The sequence below is a fragment of the Shinella sedimenti genome (assembly GCF_022601905.1).
Taxonomy (GTDB): domain Bacteria; phylum Pseudomonadota; class Alphaproteobacteria; order Rhizobiales; family Rhizobiaceae; genus Shinella; species Shinella sedimenti.
In genome coordinates, this window is record NZ_JAKVIN010000001.1 from 770,115 (window position 1) to 793,789 (window position 23,675).

The window sequence follows — 23,675 nt, forward strand, 5'->3', positions numbered from 1 at the left end:
GGATGAATAGAAATGCCGCAACACGGGAGATGGCGACGGCATGGATGCGAGCATCTTGAGGGCGGCGGGCTTTGCGCCCGTCGACGAGGCGGGCTGGAGGGCACTGGCGGAAAAGGCGCTAAAGGGCGCGGATTTCGACGCGACACTGCTGTCGCAGACTGACGATGGCATCGCCATCCAGCCGATCTACCCGCGCCGCGAAGGCGCGCTGCCGCTCGCCCACAGCCATGCCGCCACGCCCCATGCGGGCGACGCCTGGACCGTCAACCAGCGCCGCGACGATGCCGACCAAATCCGCGCACGCACGCAGATGGCCGACGACCTGGAGAACGGCGCAACGGGTATCGCCCTCGTCTTCAAGGGCAGCGCCAGCGCCCATGGCGCGGGCATGGCCGCCGGCAGCGAGACCGCCTTCGCCCGGACGGCCGCCGCATGTGCCGCCGCCCCTTTTTCCCTCCGCCTCGAAGCCGCTTTCCGCGACAATGCGCTCTCGACGACGCTTGCTCGCGCGCTGGACGAGGCGGGTGCCCGCAGGGCGCCGGTGCATTTCGGGCTCGATCCCTACAATGCCGCACTTTCCGGCACTTCCAGTGAAGCAGGAGAGTCCGCCGACCGCGCCAAGGAGTTGATCGGCTTTAATTTTTCGGGGACGGTTCTGAATGCCGACGGCCGACTTGCGCACAATGCCGGCGCGGGCGAAGCGCTGGAACTCGCCATCGTCGCGGCCGCGCTGGCAGAGAACCTGCGCCGCCTCGATGCCGCCGGCCTTGCACCGGAAACGGTGTTTGCCGCCACCGCGCTCTGTCTTGCGGCCGATCAGGACCAGTTCCTCACGACCGCGAAATTCCGCGCCGCGCGGCTCATCCATACGCGCATGCAGGCCGCTTGTGGTGTTTCGGAACCGAAGCCCGCGCATATCCATGCCGAGACGAGCTGGCGCATGCTGACCCGGCTCGATCCGGAAACCAACATTCTGCGCAACACCATCGCCGTGTTTTCCGCCGGCACCGGCGGCGCCGACGAGATCACGGTGCTGCCGCACACGCTGGCGCTCGGCGTGCCCGATCCCTTCGCGCGGCGCATCGCGCGCAACACGCAGGTCGTGCTCATCACCGAAAGCCACCTCGCCCATGTCGCCGATCCCGCCGCGGGCGCGGGCGGCATCGAGGCGCTGACAGATGCGCTGGCGGAAAAGGCGTGGGCGGTGTTTGCGGATATCGAGAAGGCGGGTGGGCTATCGGCTGCGATTGCTTCGGGGAGGATCAAGGCCATGGTGGCGGCAGCGCGCGACGCACGACGTGGGCGGCCCATTGTCGGCACCACGCTGTTTGCGCTGAAGGAGGAGCGTCCGGTGACGGTGCTCGGGCCTCTGTCGGACGTCGCCACGCCGGGGCTTCGGCCGGTGTTGCTGGCGGATTGCGTGGAGGCGGCGTGATGCGGATGATATACCCCCCTCTGCCCTGCCGGGCATCTCCCCCACAAGGGGGGAGATCGGCAGGAGGCGCGGACATTGCGCAATCCGCAACGGCGATATTGGGCGGAACGGCACTCCATCCAATCTCCCTCCTTGTGGGGGAGATGCCCGACAGGGCAGAGGGGGGTAAACCCGCACGGCGCCTCCTTAAAGCAGGAGCCGCCGCATGAGCCGGATTCCCGACTTCTCATCCATCGCCTGGTCGAAACCCGCCACCCCCACCCCCCCCAGCGGCGATGCCGCATGGCAGACGCCGGAGGGCATTGCGGTGGCCGGCGCGTATGGCGAGGCGGATCTTGCCGGCCTTTCCTATCTCGATACCTGGCCGGGTGCGGCCCCCTATCTGCGCGGCCCCTACCCCACCATGTATGTCCAGCAGCCCTGGACGATCCGGCAATATGCCGGTTTTTCCACGGCGGAGGAATCCAACGCCTTTTACCGCCGCAACCTCGCGGCCGGCCAGAAAGGGCTTTCCGTCGCCTTCGACCTTGCGACCCATCGCGGCTATGACAGCGACCATCCGCGCGTGGCCGGCGATGTGGGCATGGCGGGCGTGGCGATCGATTCCATTCTCGATATGCGCCAGCTCTTCGACGGCATCCCGCTCGATCAGATGAGCGTGTCCATGACCATGAACGGCGCGGTGCTGCCGATCATGGCGCTGTTCATCGTCGCGGCCGAGGAACAGGGCGTTGCCGAGGACAAGCTTTCCGGGACCATCCAGAACGACATTCTTAAGGAGTTCATGGTCCGCAACACCTATATCTACCCGCCGCAGCCCTCGATGCGGATCATCTCCGATATCTTCGGCTATACCAGCCGGCGCATGCCAAAGTTCAACTCCATCTCGATTTCCGGCTACCACATGCAGGAAGCGGGCGCGACGGCGGACCTGGAACTGGCCTATACCATTGCCGACGGCATCGAATATGCCCGCGCCGGCGTGGCCGCCGGGCTCGACATCGACACCTTTGCCCCAAGACTTTCCTTCTTCTGGGCGATCGGCATGAACTTCTTCATGGAAGTCGCCAAGATGCGCGCCGCGCGCCTGATCTGGGCCGCGCTGATGAAGAAGAATTTTGCGCCCAGGGACGCCCGGTCACTGGCGCTTCGCACCCATTGCCAGACATCCGGTTGGTCGCTGACCGCGCAGGACCCGATGAACAACGTCATGCGCACGATGGTCGAGGCGATGGCGGCAACGCAGGGGCATACGCAATCGCTGCACACCAACTCCTTCGACGAGGCGCTGGCGCTGCCCACCGACCATTCCGCCCGCATCGCCCGCAACACGCAGATCCTGCTGCAGAAGGAAAGCGGCACGACCCGCATTATCGACCCCTGGGGCGGCTCGGCCTATGTCGAGCGTCTCACGCATGACCTTGCCGCGCGCGCGCTCTCGCATATCGAGGAGGTGGAAGCGCTGGGCGGCATGGCGAAGGCCATCGAGAAGGGCATTCCGAAGCTGCGCATCGAGGAGGCCGCGGCCCGCACGCAGGCGCGCATCGACAGTGGCCAGCAGACCGTCGTCGGCGTCAACTTCTCCCGTCCCGAGCGCGATATCGAGGTCGACGTGCTCAAGGTCGATAATTCGGAGGTGCGGGCGCGCCAACTCGCCAAGCTCCAGCAGCTCAAGGGCACGCGCGACACGGTCGCCGCCGAAAGCGCGCTCGATGCCCTGACCGACGTCGCGAAAAGCGGCGACGGCAATCTTCTGGAATTCGCGGTGAAGGCGGCGCGCGCCCGCGCGACGGTGGGCGAGATCGCGCTTGCGCTGGAAAAGGCCTTCGGGCGGCACGTCGCGGAAATCCGCACGATTTCCGGCGTTTACCGCAAGGAGATGGGCGCCAACGACCGGGCGTTCAACACGGCGGTCGACAAGGTCGCCGCCTTCGAGAAGCTGCGGCGTGAGAAGCCCGCCATCCTCGTTGCCAAGATGGGCCAGGACGGGCACGACCGCGGCCAGAAGGTGATCGCCACGGCCTTTGCCGATCTCGGCTTCAATGTCATCGTCGGCGCCATGTTCCAGACGCCGGAGGAAGTGGCGGAGCTCGCCATCCGTGAGGGCGCGCATATCGTGGGCGCCTCGTCGCTCGCCGCCGGGCATCTGACGCTGGTGCCGGAACTGAAGGCCGCCCTCGTCAAGCGCGGCGCGCGCGACATGCTGATCGCCGTCGGCGGCGTCATCCCGCCGCAGGATTTTGCCGCGCTGGAAGAGGCCGGCGCCGACGCCATCTTCCCGCCCGGCACCGTCATCGCGGATGCGGCCTCGGCGCTCATCGACCGGCTGATGGCTTGAGCAGAGCTCCCTGGGCTGGCGACGGCCTTCGCACAGACGGTTGGCATGCCCGATACTTCGCCACCTCTCCTTCTCCCCTTGGGGGAGAGGTGGCGCACCGTTTTCGCGAAACGCTGTCGCCGAACACAAAACAGAGGTAGGATAACCATCTCCACACCACGGCGCCCGCCTCTTGTGAACGGTGTGTCAATCGCTGCGCGAATTGCCGTTTCCGCGCGCGCGGGCTACGGCTGGAGGAGATGCAAGGAACATGAGGTGACGCGATGCTCGTCAATGGCAAGTGGACGGAAGACTGGCAGCCGGTTCAGGCGACGGACGCCAAGGGCGGTTTCGTGCGGCAGGTTTCGAGCTTCCGCAACTGGGTGACACCCGATGGCAGCGCCGGGCCGACCGGCGAAGGCGGCTTTGCCGCCGAAAAGGGCCGCTATCAGCTCTATGTCGCCTATATCTGCCCCTGGGCCTCGCGCACGCTGATCGCGCGCAAGCTGAAGAAGCTGGACGACGTGATCTCCATCTCCGTCGTCCAGCCGGCGCTCTCCGACCAGGGCTGGCAATTCGGCGACTACCCGGGCTCCAACCGCGACGACCTGAACGGCGCGACCTACCTGCACGAACTCTATACGCGCGCCGCCCCGACCTTCACCGGCCGCGCGACAGTGCCTGTGCTGTGGGACAAGGAGAAGAAGACCATCGTCAACAATGAGTCCGCCGATATCGTGCGCATGCTCAACAACGGCTTCGGCCGGCTTGCCGATGAAAGCGTCGACCTCTATCCCGAGCCGCTTCGCGCCGAAATCGATGCCCTCAACGAACGCATCTATCCCGTGCTCAACAACGGCGTCTACCGTGCCGGCTTCGCCACGACCCAGGTCGCCTACGAGGAAGCCTATCAGGGCGTCTTTGCCATGCTGGACGAGCTGGAAGCCCGCCTTTCCGACGGCCGCGCCTTCCTGACCGGCGCGACCTTCACCGAAGCCGACATTCGCCTCTTCGTCACGCTCATCCGCTTCGACGCGGCTTATTTCGGTCTCTTCAAGTGCAACCGCCAGCGTATGGCCGACTACAACGTGCTCTCGGCCTATACGAAACGCATGCTCGACCTGCCGGGCGTGCGCGAGACGGTTAATATCGACCACATCAAGCAGGGCTACTACTCGATCAAGTCGCTCAACCCCAACCGCATCGTGCCGCTCGGGCCGGACCTTTCGGCGCTGGGACTCTAGACGTCGGTAACCCCCTCCCGCGCATCGATCATCGCCATCAGCGTTTCCAGCCGGTCGGCATCTGCGGGCAGCTTGTCCTGCCTGAGGCGGGCGATGCGGGGGAAGCGCATGGCGACGCCGGATTTGTGGCGGTTCGAGCGGTTGATGCCTTCGAAGGCCACTTCCAGCACGAAGCCGTGGGCGGCTTCGGCGCGCACGGCGCGGACGGGACCGAAGCGCTCGGTCGTGTTGTTGCGCACGAAGCGGTCGAGCACTTCGAGTTCGGCATCGGTGAAGCCGAAATAGGCTTTCCCCACAGGCACCAGCACGTCGCCGTCAGGCCCCTCCGTCCAGACGCCGAAGGTGAAATCCGAATAGTAGCTCGAGCGTTTGCCGTGGCCGCGCTGGGCATACATCATGACGGCATCGATATTGAACGGATCGCGCTTCCACTTGAACCACGGCCCTTTCATGCGGCCGGCCTGATAGGCGCTGTCGAGGCGCTTGATCATCACACCCTCGATGACCGGATCAGGCGGGTCGCGGCGGATGGCCTCCAGTTCTTCCCATGTCGCGAAGGGCACCAGCGGCGAGAGGTCGAAGCGGTCGTGCGGGGTCTTTTCGATGAGGCCGGCAAGCCGCTTCCGGCGTTCGGTGAAGGCAGTCGGGCGAACATCGACCTCGCCTTCGAAGAGCACGTCGTAAGCACGCACGAAGGCCGGGAAGTCCTCCAGCATCTTCGCGTTGACCGTCTTGCGGTTCAGCCGCTGCTGGAGATCGGAGAAGGTGCGCGTGGGGCTGTTCATGCGCGCCGTGCCGCCGACCAGGAGTTCGCCGTCCACCACGCCTTCGAAATTCATGGCGTCGAGCACGTCCGGGAAGGCAGCGGAGATGTCGTCGCCGGAGCGGGAATAGAGCCGCCGCGTCGCGCCGGACGACGACATCTGCACGCGGATGCCGTCCCATTTCCATTCGGCGGCGAAATCGGCGGGGTCGAGATTGACGAGATCGCCGTCTCCCACCGGATTGGCCAGCATGACGGAATGGAAGATCGCCGGCGTGGCCAGAACCGGGCGTTCCGCCCTGCCCTCCAGCCAGGCGAACAGCGGCTCGTAAGGCGGCTCCAGTCCGTGCCACAGCGTCTCGATCTCGGTCACGTCCATGCCGGAAAACTCCGCCAGCGCCTGTTTGGCGAGACGCGCCGAGACGCCGATGCGCAGGGCGCCGGTGGCGAGCTTCAGGAAGGCGAAGCGGCCGGAGGGATCGAGCCGGTCGAGCAGATCGCGCACCGCGCCACGCACCTCCGTGCGGCCGAGCGCGTTCATGCGGGTGACGACGGCGCTCAGGCTGGGTTCGGCTTCATCGGGCACGCACTCCTTGCGCTCCTGGTCCCAGACCAGCGCAATGGTTTCGGCGAGGTCACCGACATAGTCGTAGGAATAGCGAAACAGCACCGCGTCCATGCGCTCGAGCACCAGTTCGCGCAGCAGCGCCGGCTTGACGCTCTTCAGGTCCAGCGTGCCGGCGATGGCGGCAAGGCCATAGCCCCGGTCAGGATCCGGCGTATCGCTGAAGTAATCGGCCAGCAGCTTCAGCTTGCCGTTGCGCGACGGGGTGAGGACGAGGCGGTCGAGAAGGGTGGAGAAGGCCTTCATGGGGTTCCCCTTCCGAGGAACCGGCGGATGCAATCTACCCCCCTCTGGCCTGCCGGCCATCTCCCCCACAAGGGGGGAGATTTGCTGGGAGAACCGCCATCGCTCCATGTCAATCGCCCGCTTTGGGCGAGGCGTGGCAACAACCCGATCTCCCCCCTTGTGGGGGAGATGCCCTGCAGGGCAGACCGGGGTGAGCCGCACCCGGGCCGCTGAATTCGAGCCGCCATCATCAATCCCCCTCGTCCTCATAGCCCACCAGATGCAGCGGCCGTGCCGGCAGGCCGGCGAGTTCGCACCAGCGCACCAGCGCCTCCTCTCGGCCGTGGGTGACCCACACCTCCTGCGGGGCGAGTTCGCGGATCGTCTCGGTCAGTTCGGGCCAGTCGCAGTGGTCTGAGATGACAAGGGGCAGCTCGACGCCGCCCTGTTTGGCGCGCTGGCGCACCATCATCCAGCCGGAGGCGAAGGCGATGAGCGGTTCGTTGAAGCGGCGCGCCCAGCGGTCGGCGAAGGCCGAGGGCGGGCCGACGATGACGGCGTCGCGGAAATCGGTCTTGTCGCCCTTCTCGACGGTCGCCGGGCGCAGGTCGCCGAGATCGATGCCGCGGCTGACATAGTAGTCGCACAGCTTGGCAAGCGAGCCATGGATATAGACCGGCGCATCGTAACCGCAGTCGCGCAGCAGGCGGATGACGCGCTGCGACTTGCCGAGCGAATAGGCGCCGACAAGATGGCTGCGCTCGGGAAACTGCCGGAGCGAGGTGATGAGCTTGCCCATCTCGGCCTTCGGGTCGGGATGGTGGAAGACCGGCAGGCCGAAGGTCGCCTCGGTGATGAAGATATCGCAGGGTACCGGCTCATAGGCCGCGCAGGTGGGGTCGACCCCGCGCTTGTAATCGCCCGACGCGACGATGCGCAGGCCGGCCTTCTCCACGGCGATCTGGGCCGAGCCCAGCACATGGCCGGCGGGATGGAAGGAAACCGTGACGCCGTTGACCTCGATGCGCTCGCCGAAGGCGGCGGACTGACGGGTGCCGCAAAAATCCGCGCCGTAGCGGATTTCCATGATGTCGAGCGTTTCCTGCGTGGCGAGCACGGCGCCGTGGCCGGCACGGGCATGGTCCGAATGGCCATGGGTGACCAGCGCGCGCGCCACCGGCCGGACGGGGTCGATATAGAAGTCGCCTGCGGGGCAATAGAGGCCGGCGGGGGCCGGACGGAGGAGCTGATCGGGCTTCATGCCTGGTAACGTTGGCGCCGCCACGACAATGTCAAGGGGCGGTCGCCGCGATGCCGGTCCGCATCAGCAGTGCGGTAGGCAGAGAAGGGCCTGAAGGGCCATCGCATCGATGGGACGGCTGATATAATAGCCTTGGATCTCGTCGCAGCCCGCCGCACGCAGGAAGTCCAGTTGCTCGCGCGTTTCCACGCCTTCGGCGATGACGCGCAGTTGCAGCAAGTGCCCGAGCGAGATGACGGCCGTGGCGATCGCGGCATCGTCGCTGTCGCCTGGCAGGTCCTTCACGAAAGAGCGGTCGATCTTGAGGCGACCGACGGGAAAGCGCTTGAGCGAACTGAGGCTGGAATAACCCGTGCCGAAATCGTCGATGGCCAGATGCACGCCGAGCTGTTCCAGCCGGTGCATGGTTTCCACCGCCTGCTGCACATCCTCCATGATGAGGCTCTCGGTGAGTTCCAGCTCGAGGTAGCGCGCCTCCAGACCGCTTTCCTCAAGGGCTGCCGCCACGCGCTCGACCCAATCGCGTTCCTGGAACTGGCGGGCGGAAACGTTGACGCTGACGACGATGGGCGGCAGGCCGGAGAGCTGCCAGGCTTTGTTCTGCCGACAGGCGGTGCGCAGCGTCCAGTCGCCGATGGGGCCGATGAGGCCTGTTTCCTCGGCAAGGGGGATGAACTCGCCCGGCGAGACGATGCCGCGCTCGGGGTGACGCCAGCGGATCAGCGCCTCGACGGCGAAGATACGGCCGGTCACGAGGTCCATCTGCGGCTGGTACTGAAGGAAGAACTCGGTCTGGGCAAGAGCGCGACGCAGCTCCTCCTGCCGCTCGAGCTTCTCATGGGCGCGGGCGGCAAGCTCGAAGGTGAAGACCTGCACCGCATCGCGGCCGATCTCCTTGGCGCGATACATGGCCATGTCGGCGCGCGCCAGAAGCTCGCTGACATTGCGGCCGTGTTCCGGATAGACGGCCACGCCCATGCTGCATGTCACCTGGAACGAACGGCCGTCGATCTCGACGGGCTCGGCGACGGCCTCGCGCACGGAGCGCAGCCGGTCTTCGACCGCCTCGCCCCGGCGCATCGCGCCGCTAATGAGGATGACGAACTCGTCGCCGCCGAGGCGCACGATGCTGTCGCTTGCGCGAATGCAGCCCTGCATGCGCGCAGCGACGATCTTGAGGAGTTCATCGCCCGCGTGGTGCCCGAGGCTGTCATTGACCAGCTTGAAGTTATCAAGGTCGATGAAGGCCAGCGTCATGGAGCCGCCGCGATCGTCGGCCGCCTCGATGGCGGAGGCCACGCGCTCGTCCAGCATGCTGCGGTTCGGCAGGCCGGTCAGCGTGTCGTGGTGCGCCATGTACTGGATGCTGTCTTCGGCTTCCTTGCGCTCGATGGCGATGCCGGCGATGTGGGTCGCCATGCCGACGAGTTTCGTGCACTCGGCCGACGGCTCCCCGATTTCGCGATTATAGAGTGCAAAAGTGCCGAGCACCCTGCCCTGATAGGACCGGATGGGCCAGGACCAGCAAGCGCGAAAGCCGATGCCCAGCGCGAGATCCTTGAAGCCCGCCCAGAGCGGATCGGTCGCGATATCGGAGACAATAACCGGCTCGCCGCGCCACATGGCAGTTCCACAGGAGCCCACGACCGGGCCGATCTCCAGACCTTCGATCAACTTGCAATAGCCCCGGTCGAGGTTGGGGGCAGCTCCGTTGACGATATACCGGCCATCCGGCGAAAGCCGCAGGATCGATCCGGTGACGTCGGGCACATGACGCTCGATCAGAAGGATAAGAGCGGAGAAGACATCGGTCAGCGGCTCGCCAAGCGCGATCATCTTGAGGAGATCCGCCTGACCGCGATGCAGGCTTTCCGCCAGCTTGCGCTCGGTAATATCGCGTGCCGTGCCGACGATGCCGATCACCTCGCCATTGCCGTTGCGCACCGGCAGCTTGGAGGAGAGCATCCATTTCAGGTTGCCGGCGGCATCGCGGATCTGCTCCTCCATGTCCAGCATGGGGCGACCGGTGCGGATGATCTCCTGCTCGGTGTTGAAGAAATGGCGGGCCGTGGCTTCGGGGTGGAGCTCAAAATCGGTCAGGCCGACCAGAGTGTCACGCGCGTTGTCGCTGGTGATCGCGCGGTTGGCGACGACGAAGCGACAGGACAGGTCCTTGAAATAGAGATAGTCCGGCACCTCGTCGATCATGGCTTCGAGCCAGACGGTGCGCTCGCTCTGCGCTGCCGCCAGCGGAAACAGCCGGGCCGCCTCGGCCATCAGGCGTTCGCTGGCCGACATCAGCCGGGCTGTCGCGTCGGCTTCGTCCTTGCCAAGGTGAGACAGTTGCGTCGACATGAACCCTTGCATTCCCGAACGCGAGGATGCGCGCTGCAACGGCCTCCTCTCACACAACCGGAAAACCCTACACCCCAACTCGTTAGTCAATCCTGAACGAAACCGGCGAAATGCCGCCCTCTCGGCGTATTTCGAGAAGAACAACAACCCAGGCTGGCGGGAAAACCAGCTGTGCCGTTTCGAGACAAAACCATCTGGCACGCTTCGTGCAACACCGGGCCAAAGGAGCTGTGATGGTTACCAGAAGGTCATTTCTGTCAGGTCTGGCGCTGGGCGTGGCCGGCACTGCCACGGGCGCGCAGGCGCAGACGCAGCGCATGCCGGTCGTCGATGTGGACCTGAGGGGCAGCATCGATGCGGCCGCGCATGGCGTGCGCCCCGGGGCGGGCGACCGCAAGAGCAAGGCCTTCGCCAAGCTGCTGAAGGACGCGGCGGCGAAGAACATGCCGGTCTTCCTGCCGCCCGGCGACTATGTGATCTCCAACCTGACGCTGCCCGACAACACGCGGCTGACCGGCGTGCCCGGTGCGACCCGCATCGTCTATGGCGGCGACGGCCACCTCTTCGCCGCCGATGGCGCCGCACGCATCGAGCTTGCCAATCTCGTCATCGACGGGGCGAACCGCTGGCTGGACGACAGCGTGCAGGGTTTGCTCAATTTCTCCGCCGTCGCTGATGTCACCATCGAGAATTGCGAAATCCAGGGCTCGGCCAAGAGCGCGATCTACATGGAGCGCTCCGGCGGGCGCATCGAACGCAGCCGGATTTCCGGCGCGGCAGAGCACGCGATCTACGCCATCGACAGCCAGACGCTTTCGGTGACGGGCAACAACGTCTTCGACTGCGGCAATGGCGGCATCCTGATCCACCGCTGGCAGGCAGGCCGCGACGGCAGCATCGTCTCTGGCAACCGCATTACCCGCATATCCGCCACGCGCGGCGGCACCGGGCAATATGGCAACGGCATCAACATCTTCCGCGCCGAAGAAGTGATGATTACCAACAACCATGTCTCCGGCTGCGCCTTCTCGGCAATCCGCGCCAATGCGGGTTCGAACGTGCAGATATCGGGCAATACCTGCCTCGATAGCGGCGAGACGGCGATCTATTCGGAATTCGGCTTCACGGGCGCCATCGTCAACGGCAACCTCATCGACGGCGCGGCCAACGGCATTCTCATCGTCAATTTCAACGAGGGCGGGCGGCTCGCCACCGTCACCGGAAACGTCGTGCGCAACCTGAAGCTCGACGGCCCCTATCTGCATGACGGTGCGGGCTTCGGCTTCGGCATCGCGGTGGAAGCCGATACGGTGCTGTCGGGAAACACGGTGGAAAACGCGCCGAAATGGGGGCTGGTACTCGGCTGGGGGCCCTATATGCGCGGCCTCGTCGTGAACGGAAACCTGGTGCGCAACAGCCCCGTCGGCTGCGCCGTGACCGTGGTGGAAGGCGCGGGCTCTGCGCTCATCTCCGGCAACATTTTCGAGGAAACCCAAACGGCCGCCATTGCCGGCTTCCGCTGGAACGAGCGCACGACGGACGATCTTGCGACGGCCGGCAGCGCCTATCCGCACCTCACGATCGAGCGGAACAGGACGGGCTGAGCCCGTCTTCGATTGCGTCTCTTCTTCTGCCCGAACGGAGAGACGCATGGACGAGGGGGCAGCATCCGGGCCGCTCCCTCGTCCGCCTTCACATTGCAGCTCAGCCGCCGTGGTTGTGCCCTTCGCCCGCGCCCGAATCGGGCTTTGCCGCTTCCACCTTGAAGTCGACATCGACCGCGCCGGCCTTCTCGAAGTTCAGCGTCGCCTTGAAGCTGTCTCCCTCCTTGAAGGGTCGCTTGATGCTCATGAACATCACATGCAGTCCGCCGGACTTGAGCGCGACGGTGGCGCCGGACGGGATCTCGATACCGTCCGTCAGCTGGCGCATCTTCATCACGTCGTTCTCGACGGCCATTTCGTGCAGCTGCACGTCATCAGACACATCAGGCGCGGTGATGGAGACGAGGCGATCGGCCTCCCCGCCCTTGTTGGTGACGGTCAGGAAGCCGCCGCCGACGGGCTGGCCGGGCAGCGTTGCCTTGGAGGCCGGATGATGTATTTCCAGATCGCCCAGCTTGTAATCATGGGCGAATGCGACGCCTGCCGAGAGTGCGAGAGCGGCGATGGTTGCAAGAATGCGTTTCATGACGGTGTCCTTTGTGGTTCAGGATCGGAATGGAGGCCCGCAACGGCGGCCATGACGGCAGTCGACACAGTGCGGGTAAGGAAGGCCTGTCAGGCCGGTTTCAGGCGCGCGACGGCGCAAGCCGGCACACGGGCAGAAGATCAGGCGGACAGGAAGGGTGGTGCGCGCGGCGGCGCGCCGGGGCGGTCACGCCTGGAATGCAGACACTCGGCCACGAGGGGACGATCGGCGACGACGCGATAGGCCAGCGCCACGCCGGCAAGATCGGCCGGCTGCGGCATCAGCATCGCGCCACCGATGCGGCAGGCCTCGCATTTGACGGGACCGGTGTGCTTGGCCTTGCCATCCACCGTGTTGCCAATGCACAGGTCGGCCATGCTGCCATCCGGCAGGACATAGTCGGTAAGCTCGAGGATAGTGGGCTGGCCGGCTGCCGCCGGCTGATGCGCGAAACCGACGAACAGCAGGGCGACTGCGCAGAGAATGCGCAGGCAAACAACCCAGCGTGTCATGCGTCCCGTCATCGTTCGTCTCCATCCGCGACGGCGGATCCTTCGGCCTTAACCTCGTGTCGGAGCAAGGTCAATGCGACAAAGCGGGCAGCCATCACGACAATTCATGGGACGATCAGGCCAGCACGCTACTTCGGCGCGCGCCCCTCGCCTATGGTGCGGCAGGATCGATATCGCCGTTTCAGCCCCGGCGGCGAACTGAACTCTTTGCTCTCGTGCAAACCAACCCTACCCAGGAGTGTCCATGCTTACCATCTACGGCGTCTATCGCTCCCGCGCCTCGCGCAACTACTGGCTGGCCGGCGAACTCGGACTGCCCTTCGTGTCCGTCCCCGTCGTGCAGGCGCGGCGTGTCGCAGACCCGCTTTCGACGGACGCGCCGCTCAATACCCGGTCGCCGGACTTTCTTGCCGTCAATCCGACCGGGCTCGTCCCCTGCATCGACGACGGCGGTTTCGTCATGACGGAATCACTCGCCATCAACCTCTATCTCGCCCGCAAGCACGGCGGTCCGCTCTCCGGCCAGACCGTGACCGAGGAGGCCGAGATGCTGCAATGGACGATGTGGGCCGCCACGGAAGTCGAGCCGCATGCGGTGAAGATCGTGCTGGCCTTCGATACCGGCGCGCAGGACAGCGAGGAAGGCCGCAGCGTCATCGCCAAGGCTTCGCAAGCGCTGGCGCGTGGCTTCCAGCGGCTCGACCAGCATCTTGCCGCAACGGGCCATGTCGTCGGCGACCGTTTCACGGTGGCCGACCTCAACCTTGCGGAGGTCTTCCGCTATGCGATGGGCCAGCCGGCGCTGTTCGACGCTGCGCCGAATGTGAAGGCATGGCTTGCGCGCTGCCAGTCGCGGCCGGCCTTCAAGGCGATGATGGAGACGCGGAGCGGCGAGCTGGAATAACGGCACCGGCAAAGCCATCCTCATCCTCGGCCATGGCGGCGCGCAGCCATTGCTTGAAGACCGCGACCTTGCGCGGCTCCGGCACGCCCGGGGCCGTCACGAAATAGTAGCCCATGCCGGTTTCCACCCGGATGGGGAACGGCGCGACCAGCCGCCCTTCGCGCAGCGCCCAGGAGGCGAGGACCGGAAAGGCGAGCAGCACGCCCTGCCCGGCCATGGCAGCATCGAGGCACAGCGAGGCATCGGAAAACACGTGCCGCGCCCGGGGCGGCGGCACGCCAAGGTCCGCAGCCTCCAGCCAGCGCTCCCACGTGAAGGCCTCGTTTCCATCGACGACTGCCGGTTGCTCCGACAGATCCTTCGGCGTCCTGATCTTTTCCGCCAGCGCCGGCGCGCAGACCGGAAACAGCACCTGCGGCAGGAAATATTCCGCCTTCACATCCGGCCATCCGCCCGGCCCGACGCGAATGCACAGGTCGACATCGGAACGGGCGAGATCGACCAGCATGGTCGTCGCCTCGATGCGCAGGCTGATATCGGGGTGCAGCGCTGCGAAGCGGTCGATACGGTGGATGAGCCAGCGCGAAGCGAAGATGGGCGCAACGGAAATGGTCAGGATGGCATCGTCGCTGCGCCGTGTGGTGGTGACCGCCTCGGACAGCTGGCGAAAGCCCGCTGACAGCGTCGCAAGAAACGGCCCGCCGAACGCCGTCTCGCGCAGCCCGCGCGCGGTGCGGTCGAAGATCGGGCGGCCCAGTTGCTCCTCTGCCCTGATGACCTGCTGGCTGACGGCGCCCACCGTGACGCCAAGCTCGTCCGCTGCCGCCTGAAGCGAGCCGAGCCGGCCCACGGCTTCAAGGGCGCGCAGGCCGTTCAGATGCACCTGGTTGAGATTCTTCATATAGATTTTCTATAATCTTGTCCCGAACTACTCGATTGCAGCTTCGGCGTTTCGGCGCGATTATCAGCCATCATCAATGGTAACGCATCGCGAGGAGAAGGCAATGTTCAAGATTTTCTCCAGGCTGACAGATATGTTCATGACCCCAATCGACGGTTCGGAAACACCTGTCTGGGCGCGTGACCCGCTGTCCCATCCCGATATCAGCGCGATGGACGGCCGCGCCCTGGGCGACCTGCCCTTCGGCCTGTTTCGTCCGCGCGACGTGGCGGAGGGCTGCGAAAGGCACCCGGCCTGAGACATCGATATGAAAAGGCCTGCGTCGTTTCCGGCGCAGGCCTTCTGCTTTCGAGTAGGCGGGCTCAGCCGCCGGTCTGGTCCATATACATGATCTCCCAGACATTGCCGCTGATATCCTGGAAGGAGCAGCCGTACATCGGCCCGAACTCCAAGTTGGGCTTCCACTCGCGGCCGCCAGCGGCGAGCGCCTTGGCCTTGAGATCATCAACCTCCTGCCGGCTGCTGGCCGAAAGGCAGGTCAGGACCTGCGTCTGCTTTTCAGGGTCGCCGACCTTGCCGGTCACGAACTGGGCGAACTTCTCCTCCGTCAGGTGCATGACGTAGATGTTCTCGTCCACGACCATGCAGACGGCCGTGTCGTCACTGTACTGTTCGTTGAAGGAAAAGCCGAGTGCGCCGAAGAAGCGGCGCGTAGCGGCCAGATCCTTGACGGGCAGGTTGACGAAGATCATGCGCATGGATGTCCTCCTTTGTTCGTTGCGCGGCGGGGCGCGATCACCCCGTCATGCCACAAGGACGTACCGGCCCATGCCTTGCCGACAAGCCGCGCTGAAAAAATCAGCGGTCAGGCGACCAGCGCATCCGTCACGCGAATATCGCCGACATGGATACGGTTCCAGTTCGACATCGAGCGGTTGGCCTGCGCCATCAGCGCGGCGTGGATATCGGGTTCTTCGGTGAAGAAGCGGGCGAGCGTAGCGGCGACCATGCTTTCGGCGGCGCGCGTCGTGCCGTCTTCGCATTTGAGCGCAATCGCGATGCCCTGTTCAGGGATGGCGGCGCAGAACACGCCCTCGGCGCCCGTCTTGGCGAAGATGCGGCCGGGCGCGGTTTCCATGAGGCGCGTGCAGGCGCGGCCGGTCCCGGCGACGAAGAACGGCTCGGCCATGCAGGCCTCGATCAGCCGGCGCGAGGCCTTCGCGCGTTCGGGCGTAAGGCCCGAGCCTGTCGCCATCTTCGCGAAGCCGTGTGCGAGGCTCTTCAGCGGCACGGCGTAGGTGGGGATAGAGCATCCGTCGACGCCGCAATTATCGACCGCAAGTGCCGCGCCGGTCAGGCTTTCCATGACGCCGCGGATTTCGGCCTGCACCGGATGCTCGTAGCGCACATAGCCCTCGAGGTCCTTGCCGGTGTGGCAGGCGGCGCAGACGAAGCCGGCATGCTTGCCGGAGCAATTATTGTGCAGGGCGCTCGGACGATCGAGCAGGCGCGCCTGGTTGATCAGCACGGGCTGCTCGAAAGACCAGTGCGCGCCGCATTCCAGCACGCTTTCATCCACGCCGGCCGCCGCCAGCATCGTGCCGGCAAGCCGCGCATGGGCCGCCTCTCCGCTGTGCGAGGAACAGGCCAGCGCCAGTTCCTGGTTGCCGAAGGCATGGGCATCGGCCGCACCGCTCTCGATGAGCGGCAGCGCCTGCATGGCCTTGCAGGCCGAGCGCGGGAAAACACTGGCCTCGACATCGCCTTGCGAAAACACCACCTTACCATCGCCGTCGACCACGACGACCATGCCGCGATGGCGGCTTTCGACGAGATTGCCGCGCGTGACTTCGACAAGGACGGGGTTTGCCATGATGATGCCCTCAAATTTCCGGTTTCCGGTGCGGTATTATCCGAAAACACGGTTTCGCACACGCGATTTTCGGAGACGCCCCGCATGAAACTTCTGAGGAACGTCCTTGTCCTCTTTCTGGTCATCTATCTCATGCCGGCGCTGGCCTCGGCAGGCTACTGGTACATCAAGGACCGGCCGCACAGCTGGCGCGAGGCCAGCTGGAAGTCCGCCGGCATCCTGCCGGCCGCGAAGGACACCACGCAGGCGACAATCCACATCTTCTCCGCCGCGACGGGCGGCATGAAGGGCGCGGTCGCCAGCCATGCCTGGATCGTCACCAAGGAGGCGAATGCGGCAAGCTACAACCGTTATGACAAGGTCGGCTGGGGCACGCCCGTGCGTAAGAACGGCTATGCGCCGGACGCCTACTGGTATTCCAACACGCCGCGCGTGGTGGTGTCCGTCAGCGGCGGCGAGGCGGCACGGCTGATCCCGAAGATCGAGAAGGCCATTGCCGACTATCCCTATGCGACGCCCGGCGCCTACCGCATCTGGCCGGGGCCGAATTCCAACACCTTCGTTGCGCATGTGCTGCGTTCCGTGCCGGAACTCGGCGTGGTGCTGCCGCCGGACGCCGTGGGCCGCGACTACCTGCCCGAGGGCAAGCTGTTCGCGCTCGACTCCGACGGCAAGGACGTGCATGCCACGCTCTATGGGCTTCTCGGCGTTTCCGCCGGCCTGCGCAGCGGCCTGGAACTGCACATCATGGGCCTTGTCGCGGGCGTCGACCTGATGCGCCCGGCCATCAAGATCCCCGCCATAGGCCGCATCGGAATCTGAGCGGATTGCCGTTCCAGAACGGGTCACAAAGAATCTAAATTTATAGCGCATTAACGACAAACGCGGGGCGCAATCACGACATTGCTCGCTTCTGAGGCAAAGCGCCCCTATCTTCATCGACAGGCGGCGATTCTGTCGCTGGAGGAAAAAATGAGCGAAAACATCCCGCAAGGATGGATCGAGCATGGCGGCGAGACACCGTTGGAGACGATTCTTCCGCCGGCGCTTCTGCGCGACAGCACGACCACAGGCCTCATTCTCTCCGGACTGGAGGCCTCCGGCGTCGCCTTTGCACTGTTTTCGCCGGATGACGAACTGTCCTACGGATCGACCGCGTTCAAGCTGCTCTTCGACGTGCAGCCCGACGCGCGTACCTTCGCCGATATCATGCGCCACTGTTATTTGGAGCGTGTAGGCCCCAAGATGGATGCGCCGATCGAGGACTTTCTGGCGATGGCGCGCACAAAGCGGCGCAGCAGCCCGCAGCGTGTGTTCGAAATCGAGACCAGCGACGAGCGCTGGCTTCAGGCGGACGAGACGCTGCTTCCGGGCGGCTGGCTGTGGCATGTCTTTACGGATATCACGCTTCTGAAATCGCACGAGCAGGTGTTGCAGCGCGCGCATGAAGCGGCGAGGCACGCGGCGGACACGGACCAGCTGACCGGCCTCTTCAACCGTCGGGCGGCCATGGAACGGGTGGATGCAGCCATGCAGCATGCCTTCAACAATTGCACGCCGCTGTCGCTCGCGCTCATCGATCTCGATCATTTCAAATCGATCAACGATCGCTACGGCCATGCCCGCGGCGACGATGTGCTGCGCCATTTCGCGGCCACCGGGAGGCAGCATCTGCGCGGCGGCGACATGCTCGCGCGCGTGGGCGGAGAGGAATTCCTCGTGCTGATGCCCAACACCAGTCTCAGCGAGGCGACGGCTGCGATGGAGCGGCTGCGCCGCCACCTACCGCGCGAGGAGCCGCAGCCCGGCCTCGACTGCACCTATACGATGTCAGCGGGCGTCGCCGAATATTGCGGCAACGCTGCCGACGACCTGTTCGAGCGCGCCGACCGGGCGCTTTACCGCGCCAAGCATCTCGGCCGCGACCGCATCGAGCGCGCCGAGTCCTAACGCATTTCCCGCATTCTCCAATGCCGAAGCGATCCCGCTTCGGCTCGACATGCTCTGGCTATCAGAAGGTCAGCACGATCTTGCCGATGTGATCGCCCTCTTCCATCATCCGGTGCGCGTCCGCAACCCTGTCGAATGGCATGACGGCATGGATGACGGGGGCGACGCGCCCGGCCTCCAGCAGCGGCCAAGCCGTGGCCAGAAGGGCATCGCGGATGTCCTGCTTTTCCGCCGCCGTGCGCGGCCGCATGGCCGAGCCCGTGACATGCAGGCGGCGCGTCATGATGGGAACGAGGTTGACTTTTTCCGCCACGGCGCCGCCGAGGAAGGCGATCATCGAAAGACGGCCGTCTTTGGCGAGCGATTTCAGGTTCCGCTCGAAATAGGCGGCGCCGATCATGTCGAGAATGACATCGACCCCGGCCTTGCCCGTCTCCTGCGCGATGACCTCGACGAAATCCTCGTCCCGGTAATTGATGGCGCGGCTGGCGCCCAGGCCAAGACAGGCCTCGCACTTTTCCGCCGACCCGGCCGTCGTGAACACGCGCGCGCCCAGCGCGGATGCAAGCTGGATCGCCGTCGTTCCGATGCCGCTGGAGCCGCCGTGGATGAGAACGCTCTCGCCTTCCTTCAGCCCGGCCATCATGAAGAGGTTCGCCCAGACGGTGAAGAAGGTCTCCGGCAGCGCCGCCGCCTTCACCGCATCATAGCCTTTCGGAAACGGCAGGGCCTGGCCGGCCGGCACCGTGCAATATTGCGCGTAGCCGCCGCCATTGGCGAGCGCACAGACCATGTCACCCGGCGCATAACCCTTTACGTCCTTACCGACTTCCATGACCTCCCCGGCGATCTCCAGCCCGAGGATGGGGCTTGCATCCGGCGGCGGCGGGTATTCGCCCTTGCGCTGGAGAACGTCCGGCCGGTTGATCCCGGCCGCCGCGACGCGCACGAGGATTTCACCGTCCTTCGGCTGCGGCACCGGGCCTTCCGTCACGACCATGGCCTCCGGTCCGCCAAAGCCGTTCAGGCCGACATGGAGCATGGAACTTGAATGGGGCATGGAAACCTCCCGGTCGTTTGCGCTGTATGTCTTGTTGCAGCGATTCTAGCCGAAAACGTGAATCCTTTGAATCGCTTGCTCCGGTTTGCGGATGTTTTCGCGGAGCTTCAGGAAGGCTCCGGCAACCTCAAAGCGCGGCTGGCGGCTCACCATGGGCTGATGTCGACGCTAGGACAAGTCCTGCCTCGCTACCCTTGGCATCGGCCTTCAGCGTCGCGATCAGACTGCTGATCTGCCCGGCATCACTGATGATCTCGCCCTCCGGCACAACGAGCACGACGGCCGAGCAGCGCATGAGCGGGAAACGCGCCGCCTGCCCCGCGCGGTCATGGCCGCGAATTTCACCGGCCAGCTGATCCTCCGGCGAATAGCACAGGCGCACTTCGCGGCTGAAATCAGCGAGCAGGCGCTCCAGGATCACGCGGACATCCGCAACGGGCCGGCCGGAAACGCCGGCGAAGAAATCATCGCCGCCGACATGGCCGATGAAGGCATCGTCGCCGACGAATTCACGGCGCAGCAGCGAGGCGAAGAGGGAGAGCGCCGTATCGCCCTTGTGGAAGCCGTAGTGATCGTTGAACGGCTTGAAATTGTCGAAATCGAAATAGCACAGGCAGCGCAGCTGGTCGCCGTCGAGCGCCTTGTCCTGCAGGTAATCGCGGATCGAGCGGTTGCCGGGCAGGCCGGTCAGCGGGTTCTGGTCTTCGGCCGTCTTCAGGCGCTTCTCGTTGATAATCTTGAGCAGCGACGATGCCGAGAGGATGCCGGCATAGCGCATGCGCTCGGTCAGGATGACGCATTCGTTGCCGCCCATGCCGGTGAACACGTCGAGCAGCTGTTCGGCCGGCGTATCGAGATCGGCAATGGGTGCTGTCGTGACGAAGTGCGAGAGGCCCTTCTGGTAGAGCTTGTTCTTCAAGAGATCGCGGCCGAAGGGATGATAGCTCAGCTCCTTCACATGATATTCGTGCAGGATGCCACGCGGCTCGTCATTGGCATTCAGCACCGGGAAGAAGGTGCGCTTGGGATCGCGCCGGAAGCACTCGAAGACGGATTCCAGGCTTTCGTTTTCGCGCAGCACCGCGACCTGCTCGATCTCGCGGCGGATGAGGATGCTGTCGAGCGTGCGGGAATTGCGGCGGATGCCGCCGGCGCGATCGACCTGCGGATAGACTGGGCTCAGCGCCGAGAAGTCCGTGACCGGCCGCGAGATGAACCAGCCCTGCACGAGGTCGCAGCCAGCGTCACGGCAGGCAATGAACTCCGCTTCCGTCTCCACGCCTTCCGCGATGACACGGGTGCCCAGCACATGGGCGGCGTTGACGGTGTGGCGCACGAGGTGGCGCTTGCGCGCATCGGCCTCCATGCCGGAAATGAAATGCCGGTCGATCTTGAGATAATCGACAGGGTGATCGCACAAGAGCTTCAGGCCGTTGTGGCCGACACCGAAATCGTCGATGGCGAGCTTGAAGCCGGCAAGGCGCAGCTTGCGCACCAGAAGCGCGAAGTCCGGCAGCGTATCGTTGTCGAAGCGTTCGGAAATCTCAAAGCAGATCGAGGACGCCGGAATGCCGGCGCGCTGGAGATGGCCGGCGAGGCGATCGACCAAGACCGATCCCTCGGACACAAGGCGGGAATCGAGATTGATGAACAGCGTGCGCGCGCGAAAATCCGGCAGTGCCGCGAAAGCGGCAATCGCCCGGCTGTTGACCATGTGCTCCAGCGCCATGAGCTGGCCGGCGTCGTGCGCCCGGTCGATGAGATCGAGCGGCGACTGGAAGCCGAGGCGATCGAAACCGCGCATGAGGGATTCGTAACCGAAGACCGAGCCGGTCGCGGCTTCGACGATCGGCTGGAATGCCGTTTCGATCACCAGCTTGGCAAGGGTGACGATCTCACCATCGCCGAAGCGACGAAGGGCTAGCAATTCGGCGGCGGACATTCGGAAACTCCGGAGCATCGATTTTGCCGGAAGTGTCCATCCGTATCTCTGAAAAAAGCGTTTCGCCAGTGTGACGGTTTGATGAAACTTCAACGACTACAAGGAGTTGAAGAAGGATGTGCTTATTTAGCCAGCTTTGCGCCGCAACACCCCTGAAAGCGCGGCTTGGCGACGTTCGGGCTCGTGGTGGCTTAAACGCCCGCGAGAAAAATGCGCGAAAGCGCAAGCCCGGCAGCGACGGCGATCAGGGAAAAAATGACCGACGACAGCACGTAAAGAACGGCAAGGCCCATATCGCCGCGCTCCCACAGCAGGGCGGCATCGAGCGAAAAGGCGGAGAAGGTGGTGAAGCCGCCGAGAATGCCCGTAGTCAGGAACAGCCTGGCTTCCTGCGGCAGATGCCCCCGGAACGCGAAGAAACCGGCGATCAGACCCATCAGCAGGCAACCGAGCACGTTGATGACCAGCGTGCCGGCCGGAAAGGCAGTGCCGACCAGCCGCGCGGCCAGCACATTGACGCCATGACGGCTCGCGCCGCCGATGCCCGCGCCGAGAAAAACGATCAGATAATTCATGCGTGCTGCCTCACGGGTAGGCTGTTTCGACATCCGGACAATAGGAACCGCCCTCCGACGGCCATCGCTGGACGGTCCGGCAGGCGCGATCAGCCGCTCGACGGCGGTTGTCGGGCAATGCCATCCCCATCCCATGCCGGAATTTCTAGGCTGTGTCACTTCGGCCTGTCAAACGCCGCCCGGCACACCGTTCGGGCGGCGTGGGACGTTTACTTGCGCAGCGCGAGGCCGAAGGCGATGAGCGCCCAGCCCTGCATGGCGAGGTCGAATGCGAGGAACAGGCCGAGCAGCCACAGGCTGTTGACCGGCCAGCCGAGGAAGAACACGATGCCGGCCAGCGCCGTGACGATACCGCCGGCTAGGAGCCAGCCCCAGCCGCTTTCCGGCCGAACGCGAAACGCCGCGAAGATGCGGAAGAGGCCCGCGACCAGCAGTGCCGATGCCATCAGCAGCGTCAGCACCGCCGATGTCAGGATGGGATTGACGAAGGCGAGCACGCCGGCGGCGAGATAGAGCAGCGCGCTGAGAGCCCAGGCGATCGTCTCGCGCCACGCCTTTACCTGGAATGCATGGGCCAGATGCACCGCGCCGCCGACGATCATCAGCATGCCGACATAATAGACCGAGGCGACGGTGGCGATGAAGAGATTGGCCGCGGCGATCCCGCCGAAAACGAGCAGGACGACGCCAAGGGCGACGAACCAGCCCCATTTCGCACGCACTTCGGAGAGGGGGTTCATTCCAGGGGAGAGGACCATGATGCACCTCGAAAAACAGATGAGAACGCGCCTGACCCTAACACGAAAAACCGGCGCGTCACGACATCTGATTGCGGACGGAAAGCCAAACTTTTTTATTGATTGATCGATCAATTAAAAATATTCTTGATGAAAGTCAGGAGACCGTCATGCCCAAAGTCGGAATGGAGCCTTTGCGCCGCAAGGCGCTGGTGGACGCCACGTTGAGGGCTGTCGGCGACCATGGCTCGCTCACCGTCAGCATGTCGGAAATCGCCCGTCATGCCGGTGTCTCGCCAGCGCTCGCGCATCACTATTTCGGCTCCAAGGAACAGCTGGTCATCGAGACGATCCGCAGCCTTTTGCGCACCTTGCGCGAGGATGCCGTGGCGGCGCTCCGGCAGGCTGCCACGCCGCGCGACAGGGTTTCGGCTGTTGTCCGCGTCAATTTCCAGGCGCACCAGTTCGCGCCGGAGACTGTGGCGGCCTGGCTTGCCTTCTATACCGAGGCGCATCGGTCGGAAGAGGTGCGGCGTCTTCTCGTCGTCTATGCGCGGCGGCTGAATTCCAACCTGCTGTCGAGCCTGAAGCGCCTTTGCGCGCCCCAGGAGGCGGCCGCCATTGCCGATGGAGCGGCGGCGATGATCGACGGCCTTTATCTTCGGCAGGGCCTTCGCTCCGCACCCGTCAGCATCGAATCCTCCATCGCGCTGACGGAGAGTTACGTGGACGCACAGCTTGCGTCTGTCGCGGGTGCTGCCTCCGCCGACGCGGGCAAACGCGCACCCGTCACACAGCCGCGATAG

21 protein-coding genes are annotated in these 23,675 nt (G+C 64.8%); 9 read left to right on the forward strand and 12 right to left on the reverse strand.

The window, feature by feature from the left end; translation table 11 throughout:
• Positions 1 to 40 precede the first annotated feature (40 nt).
• From MKI86_RS03895 to MKI86_RS03905, 3 genes are all read left to right on the forward strand, one after another.
• The gene (locus MKI86_RS03895; RefSeq protein ID WP_241597519.1) at positions 41 to 1,435 is read left to right on the forward strand and encodes a methylmalonyl-CoA mutase family protein; all 1,395 of its coding nucleotides are present in this window, start codon (positions 41 to 43) and stop codon (positions 1,433 to 1,435) included.
• 205 nt (positions 1,436 to 1,640) lie between these two features.
• On the forward strand, positions 1,641 to 3,773 hold the full coding sequence (gene scpA / locus MKI86_RS03900; protein WP_241597521.1) for a methylmalonyl-CoA mutase: 2,133 nt from the start codon (positions 1,641 to 1,643) through the stop codon (positions 3,771 to 3,773).
• Between the two features lie 263 nt (positions 3,774 to 4,036).
• Positions 4,037 to 4,996: a glutathione S-transferase family protein gene (locus tag MKI86_RS03905; protein WP_241597523.1), complete on the forward strand. Its 960-nt coding sequence runs from the start codon at positions 4,037 to 4,039 to the stop codon at positions 4,994 to 4,996.
• On the opposite strand, the gene MKI86_RS03910 is transcribed toward MKI86_RS03905, so the two are convergent.
• The 3 genes from MKI86_RS03910 to MKI86_RS03920 form a co-directional block, all read right to left on the reverse strand.
• A complete protein-coding gene (locus MKI86_RS03910) occupies positions 4,993 to 6,630 on the reverse strand; it encodes a cisplatin damage response ATP-dependent DNA ligase (RefSeq protein WP_241597525.1) in 1,638 nt (545 codons plus the stop codon). The two genes, MKI86_RS03905 and MKI86_RS03910, sit on opposite strands and share 4 nt — an antisense overlap.
• A gap of 229 nt (positions 6,631 to 6,859) precedes the next feature.
• Positions 6,860 to 7,870, reverse strand: a complete 1,011-nt coding sequence (locus MKI86_RS03915) for a ligase-associated DNA damage response exonuclease (protein ID WP_241597527.1) — start codon at positions 7,868 to 7,870, stop codon at positions 6,860 to 6,862.
• 63 nt (positions 7,871 to 7,933) lie between these two features.
• Positions 7,934 to 10,225, reverse strand: coding sequence for a putative bifunctional diguanylate cyclase/phosphodiesterase (locus tag MKI86_RS03920; RefSeq protein WP_241597529.1), 2,292 nt, complete (start codon positions 10,223 to 10,225; stop codon positions 7,934 to 7,936).
• A gap of 233 nt (positions 10,226 to 10,458) precedes the next feature.
• Between MKI86_RS03920 and MKI86_RS03925 the strand changes: the two genes are divergently transcribed.
• On the forward strand, positions 10,459 to 11,829 hold the full coding sequence (locus MKI86_RS03925) for a TIGR03808 family TAT-translocated repetitive protein (RefSeq protein WP_241597531.1): 1,371 nt from the start codon (positions 10,459 to 10,461) through the stop codon (positions 11,827 to 11,829).
• A gap of 100 nt (positions 11,830 to 11,929) precedes the next feature.
• On the opposite strand, the gene MKI86_RS03930 is transcribed toward MKI86_RS03925, so the two are convergent.
• Positions 11,930 to 12,415 carry a copper chaperone PCu(A)C gene (locus MKI86_RS03930; protein WP_241597535.1) on the reverse strand — a complete coding sequence of 162 codons (486 nt, stop codon included), beginning with the start codon at positions 12,413 to 12,415 and terminating at the stop codon, positions 11,930 to 11,932.
• Positions 12,416 to 12,555: 140 nt separating this feature from the next.
• Positions 12,556 to 12,939, reverse strand: coding sequence for a hypothetical protein (locus MKI86_RS03935; protein WP_241597537.1), 384 nt, complete (start codon positions 12,937 to 12,939; stop codon positions 12,556 to 12,558).
• A 232-nt stretch (positions 12,940 to 13,171) separates the two neighbouring features.
• On the opposite strand from MKI86_RS03935, the gene MKI86_RS03940 reads away from it, so the two are divergent.
• Positions 13,172 to 13,831: a glutathione S-transferase family protein gene (locus tag MKI86_RS03940; protein WP_241597541.1), complete on the forward strand. Its 660-nt coding sequence runs from the start codon at positions 13,172 to 13,174 to the stop codon at positions 13,829 to 13,831.
• Here MKI86_RS03940 and MKI86_RS03945 read toward each other — a convergent pair.
• Positions 13,791 to 14,732, reverse strand: a complete 942-nt coding sequence (locus tag MKI86_RS03945; RefSeq protein WP_241597544.1) for a LysR substrate-binding domain-containing protein — start codon at positions 14,730 to 14,732, stop codon at positions 13,791 to 13,793. The genes MKI86_RS03940 and MKI86_RS03945 overlap by 41 nt on opposite strands.
• A gap of 103 nt (positions 14,733 to 14,835) precedes the next feature.
• Here MKI86_RS03945 and MKI86_RS03950 point away from each other — a divergent pair, with 103 nt between their 5' ends.
• Entirely contained in the window at positions 14,836 to 15,030 is a 195-nt protein-coding gene (locus MKI86_RS03950; protein ID WP_241597547.1) for a hypothetical protein, read from the forward strand.
• A gap of 64 nt (positions 15,031 to 15,094) precedes the next feature.
• Here MKI86_RS03950 and MKI86_RS03955 read toward each other — a convergent pair whose 3' ends face one another.
• Together MKI86_RS03955 and MKI86_RS03960 are read right to left on the reverse strand one after the other, a co-directional pair.
• The gene (locus MKI86_RS03955) at positions 15,095 to 15,490 is read right to left on the reverse strand and encodes a VOC family protein (protein ID WP_241597550.1); all 396 of its coding nucleotides are present in this window, start codon (positions 15,488 to 15,490) and stop codon (positions 15,095 to 15,097) included.
• Positions 15,491 to 15,597: 107 nt separating this feature from the next.
• A complete protein-coding gene (locus MKI86_RS03960; protein ID WP_241597553.1) occupies positions 15,598 to 16,605 on the reverse strand; it encodes an asparaginase in 1,008 nt (335 codons plus the stop codon).
• 84 nt (positions 16,606 to 16,689) lie between these two features.
• Between MKI86_RS03960 and MKI86_RS03965 the strand changes: the two genes are divergently transcribed.
• Both MKI86_RS03965 and MKI86_RS03970 read left to right on the forward strand, forming a co-directional pair.
• Positions 16,690 to 17,427: a DUF3750 domain-containing protein gene (locus tag MKI86_RS03965; protein ID WP_241597556.1), complete on the forward strand. Its 738-nt coding sequence runs from the start codon at positions 16,690 to 16,692 to the stop codon at positions 17,425 to 17,427.
• A 150-nt stretch (positions 17,428 to 17,577) separates the two neighbouring features.
• Positions 17,578 to 18,555, forward strand: coding sequence for a sensor domain-containing diguanylate cyclase (locus MKI86_RS03970; protein ID WP_241597575.1), 978 nt, complete (start codon positions 17,578 to 17,580; stop codon positions 18,553 to 18,555).
• A gap of 61 nt (positions 18,556 to 18,616) precedes the next feature.
• Here MKI86_RS03970 and MKI86_RS03975 read toward each other — a convergent pair whose 3' ends face one another.
• The 4 genes from MKI86_RS03975 to MKI86_RS03990 form a co-directional block, all read right to left on the reverse strand.
• Complete coding sequence (locus MKI86_RS03975; RefSeq protein ID WP_241597577.1) at positions 18,617 to 19,615, reverse strand: NAD(P)H-quinone oxidoreductase; 999 nt, start codon at positions 19,613 to 19,615, stop codon at positions 18,617 to 18,619.
• Positions 19,616 to 19,742: 127 nt separating this feature from the next.
• Entirely contained in the window at positions 19,743 to 21,557 is a 1,815-nt protein-coding gene (locus tag MKI86_RS03980) for a bifunctional diguanylate cyclase/phosphodiesterase (protein ID WP_241597580.1), read from the reverse strand.
• Between the two features lie 191 nt (positions 21,558 to 21,748).
• Entirely contained in the window at positions 21,749 to 22,132 is a 384-nt protein-coding gene (gene crcB, locus MKI86_RS03985) for a fluoride efflux transporter CrcB (protein ID WP_241597582.1), read from the reverse strand.
• Positions 22,133 to 22,341: 209 nt separating this feature from the next.
• Positions 22,342 to 22,890, reverse strand: a complete 549-nt coding sequence (locus MKI86_RS03990; protein WP_241597583.1) for an HdeD family acid-resistance protein — start codon at positions 22,888 to 22,890, stop codon at positions 22,342 to 22,344.
• 149 nt (positions 22,891 to 23,039) lie between these two features.
• Here MKI86_RS03990 and betI point away from each other — a divergent pair, with 149 nt between their 5' ends.
• Positions 23,040 to 23,675 carry a transcriptional regulator BetI gene (gene betI / locus MKI86_RS03995; RefSeq protein WP_241597585.1) on the forward strand — a complete coding sequence of 212 codons (636 nt, stop codon included), beginning with the start codon at positions 23,040 to 23,042 and terminating at the stop codon, positions 23,673 to 23,675.

Excerpts from the sequence above, each read along its gene's own strand:
- MKI86_RS03960 (WP_241597553.1), bottom strand. The coding sequence starts at position 16,605 with ATGGCAAACCCCGTCCTTGTCGAAGTCACGCGCGGCAATCTCGTCGAA.
- MKI86_RS03970 (WP_241597575.1), top strand. The coding sequence starts at position 17,578 with ATGAGCGAAAACATCCCGCAAGGATGGATCGAGCATGGCGGCGAGACA.
- MKI86_RS03920 (WP_241597529.1), bottom strand. The coding sequence starts at position 10,225 with ATGTCGACGCAACTGTCTCACCTTGGCAAGGACGAAGCCGACGCGACA.
- MKI86_RS03895 (WP_241597519.1), top strand. The coding sequence starts at position 41 with ATGGATGCGAGCATCTTGAGGGCGGCGGGCTTTGCGCCCGTCGACGAG.
- MKI86_RS03905 (WP_241597523.1), top strand. The coding sequence starts at position 4,037 with ATGCTCGTCAATGGCAAGTGGACGGAAGACTGGCAGCCGGTTCAGGCG.
- MKI86_RS03915 (WP_241597527.1), bottom strand. The coding sequence starts at position 7,870 with ATGAAGCCCGATCAGCTCCTCCGTCCGGCCCCCGCCGGCCTCTATTGC.
- MKI86_RS03980 (WP_241597580.1), bottom strand. The coding sequence starts at position 21,557 with ATGTCCGCCGCCGAATTGCTAGCCCTTCGTCGCTTCGGCGATGGTGAG.
- MKI86_RS03965 (WP_241597556.1), top strand. The coding sequence starts at position 16,690 with ATGAAACTTCTGAGGAACGTCCTTGTCCTCTTTCTGGTCATCTATCTC.
- MKI86_RS03955 (WP_241597550.1), bottom strand. The coding sequence starts at position 15,490 with ATGCGCATGATCTTCGTCAACCTGCCCGTCAAGGATCTGGCCGCTACG.
- MKI86_RS03975 (WP_241597577.1), bottom strand. The coding sequence starts at position 19,615 with ATGCCCCATTCAAGTTCCATGCTCCATGTCGGCCTGAACGGCTTTGGC.
- crcB (WP_241597582.1), bottom strand. The coding sequence starts at position 22,132 with ATGAATTATCTGATCGTTTTTCTCGGCGCGGGCATCGGCGGCGCGAGC.
- MKI86_RS03910 (WP_241597525.1), bottom strand. The coding sequence starts at position 6,630 with ATGAAGGCCTTCTCCACCCTTCTCGACCGCCTCGTCCTCACCCCGTCG.
- betI (WP_241597585.1), top strand. The coding sequence starts at position 23,040 with ATGCCCAAAGTCGGAATGGAGCCTTTGCGCCGCAAGGCGCTGGTGGAC.
- MKI86_RS03945 (WP_241597544.1), bottom strand. The coding sequence starts at position 14,732 with ATGAAGAATCTCAACCAGGTGCATCTGAACGGCCTGCGCGCCCTTGAA.
- MKI86_RS03935 (WP_241597537.1), bottom strand. The coding sequence starts at position 12,939 with ATGACGGGACGCATGACACGCTGGGTTGTTTGCCTGCGCATTCTCTGC.
- scpA (WP_241597521.1), top strand. The coding sequence starts at position 1,641 with ATGAGCCGGATTCCCGACTTCTCATCCATCGCCTGGTCGAAACCCGCC.
- MKI86_RS03940 (WP_241597541.1), top strand. The coding sequence starts at position 13,172 with ATGCTTACCATCTACGGCGTCTATCGCTCCCGCGCCTCGCGCAACTAC.
- MKI86_RS03930 (WP_241597535.1), bottom strand. The coding sequence starts at position 12,415 with ATGAAACGCATTCTTGCAACCATCGCCGCTCTCGCACTCTCGGCAGGC.
- MKI86_RS03950 (WP_241597547.1), top strand. The coding sequence starts at position 14,836 with ATGTTCAAGATTTTCTCCAGGCTGACAGATATGTTCATGACCCCAATC.
- MKI86_RS03925 (WP_241597531.1), top strand. The coding sequence starts at position 10,459 with ATGGTTACCAGAAGGTCATTTCTGTCAGGTCTGGCGCTGGGCGTGGCC.
- MKI86_RS03990 (WP_241597583.1), bottom strand. The coding sequence starts at position 22,890 with ATGGTCCTCTCCCCTGGAATGAACCCCCTCTCCGAAGTGCGTGCGAAA.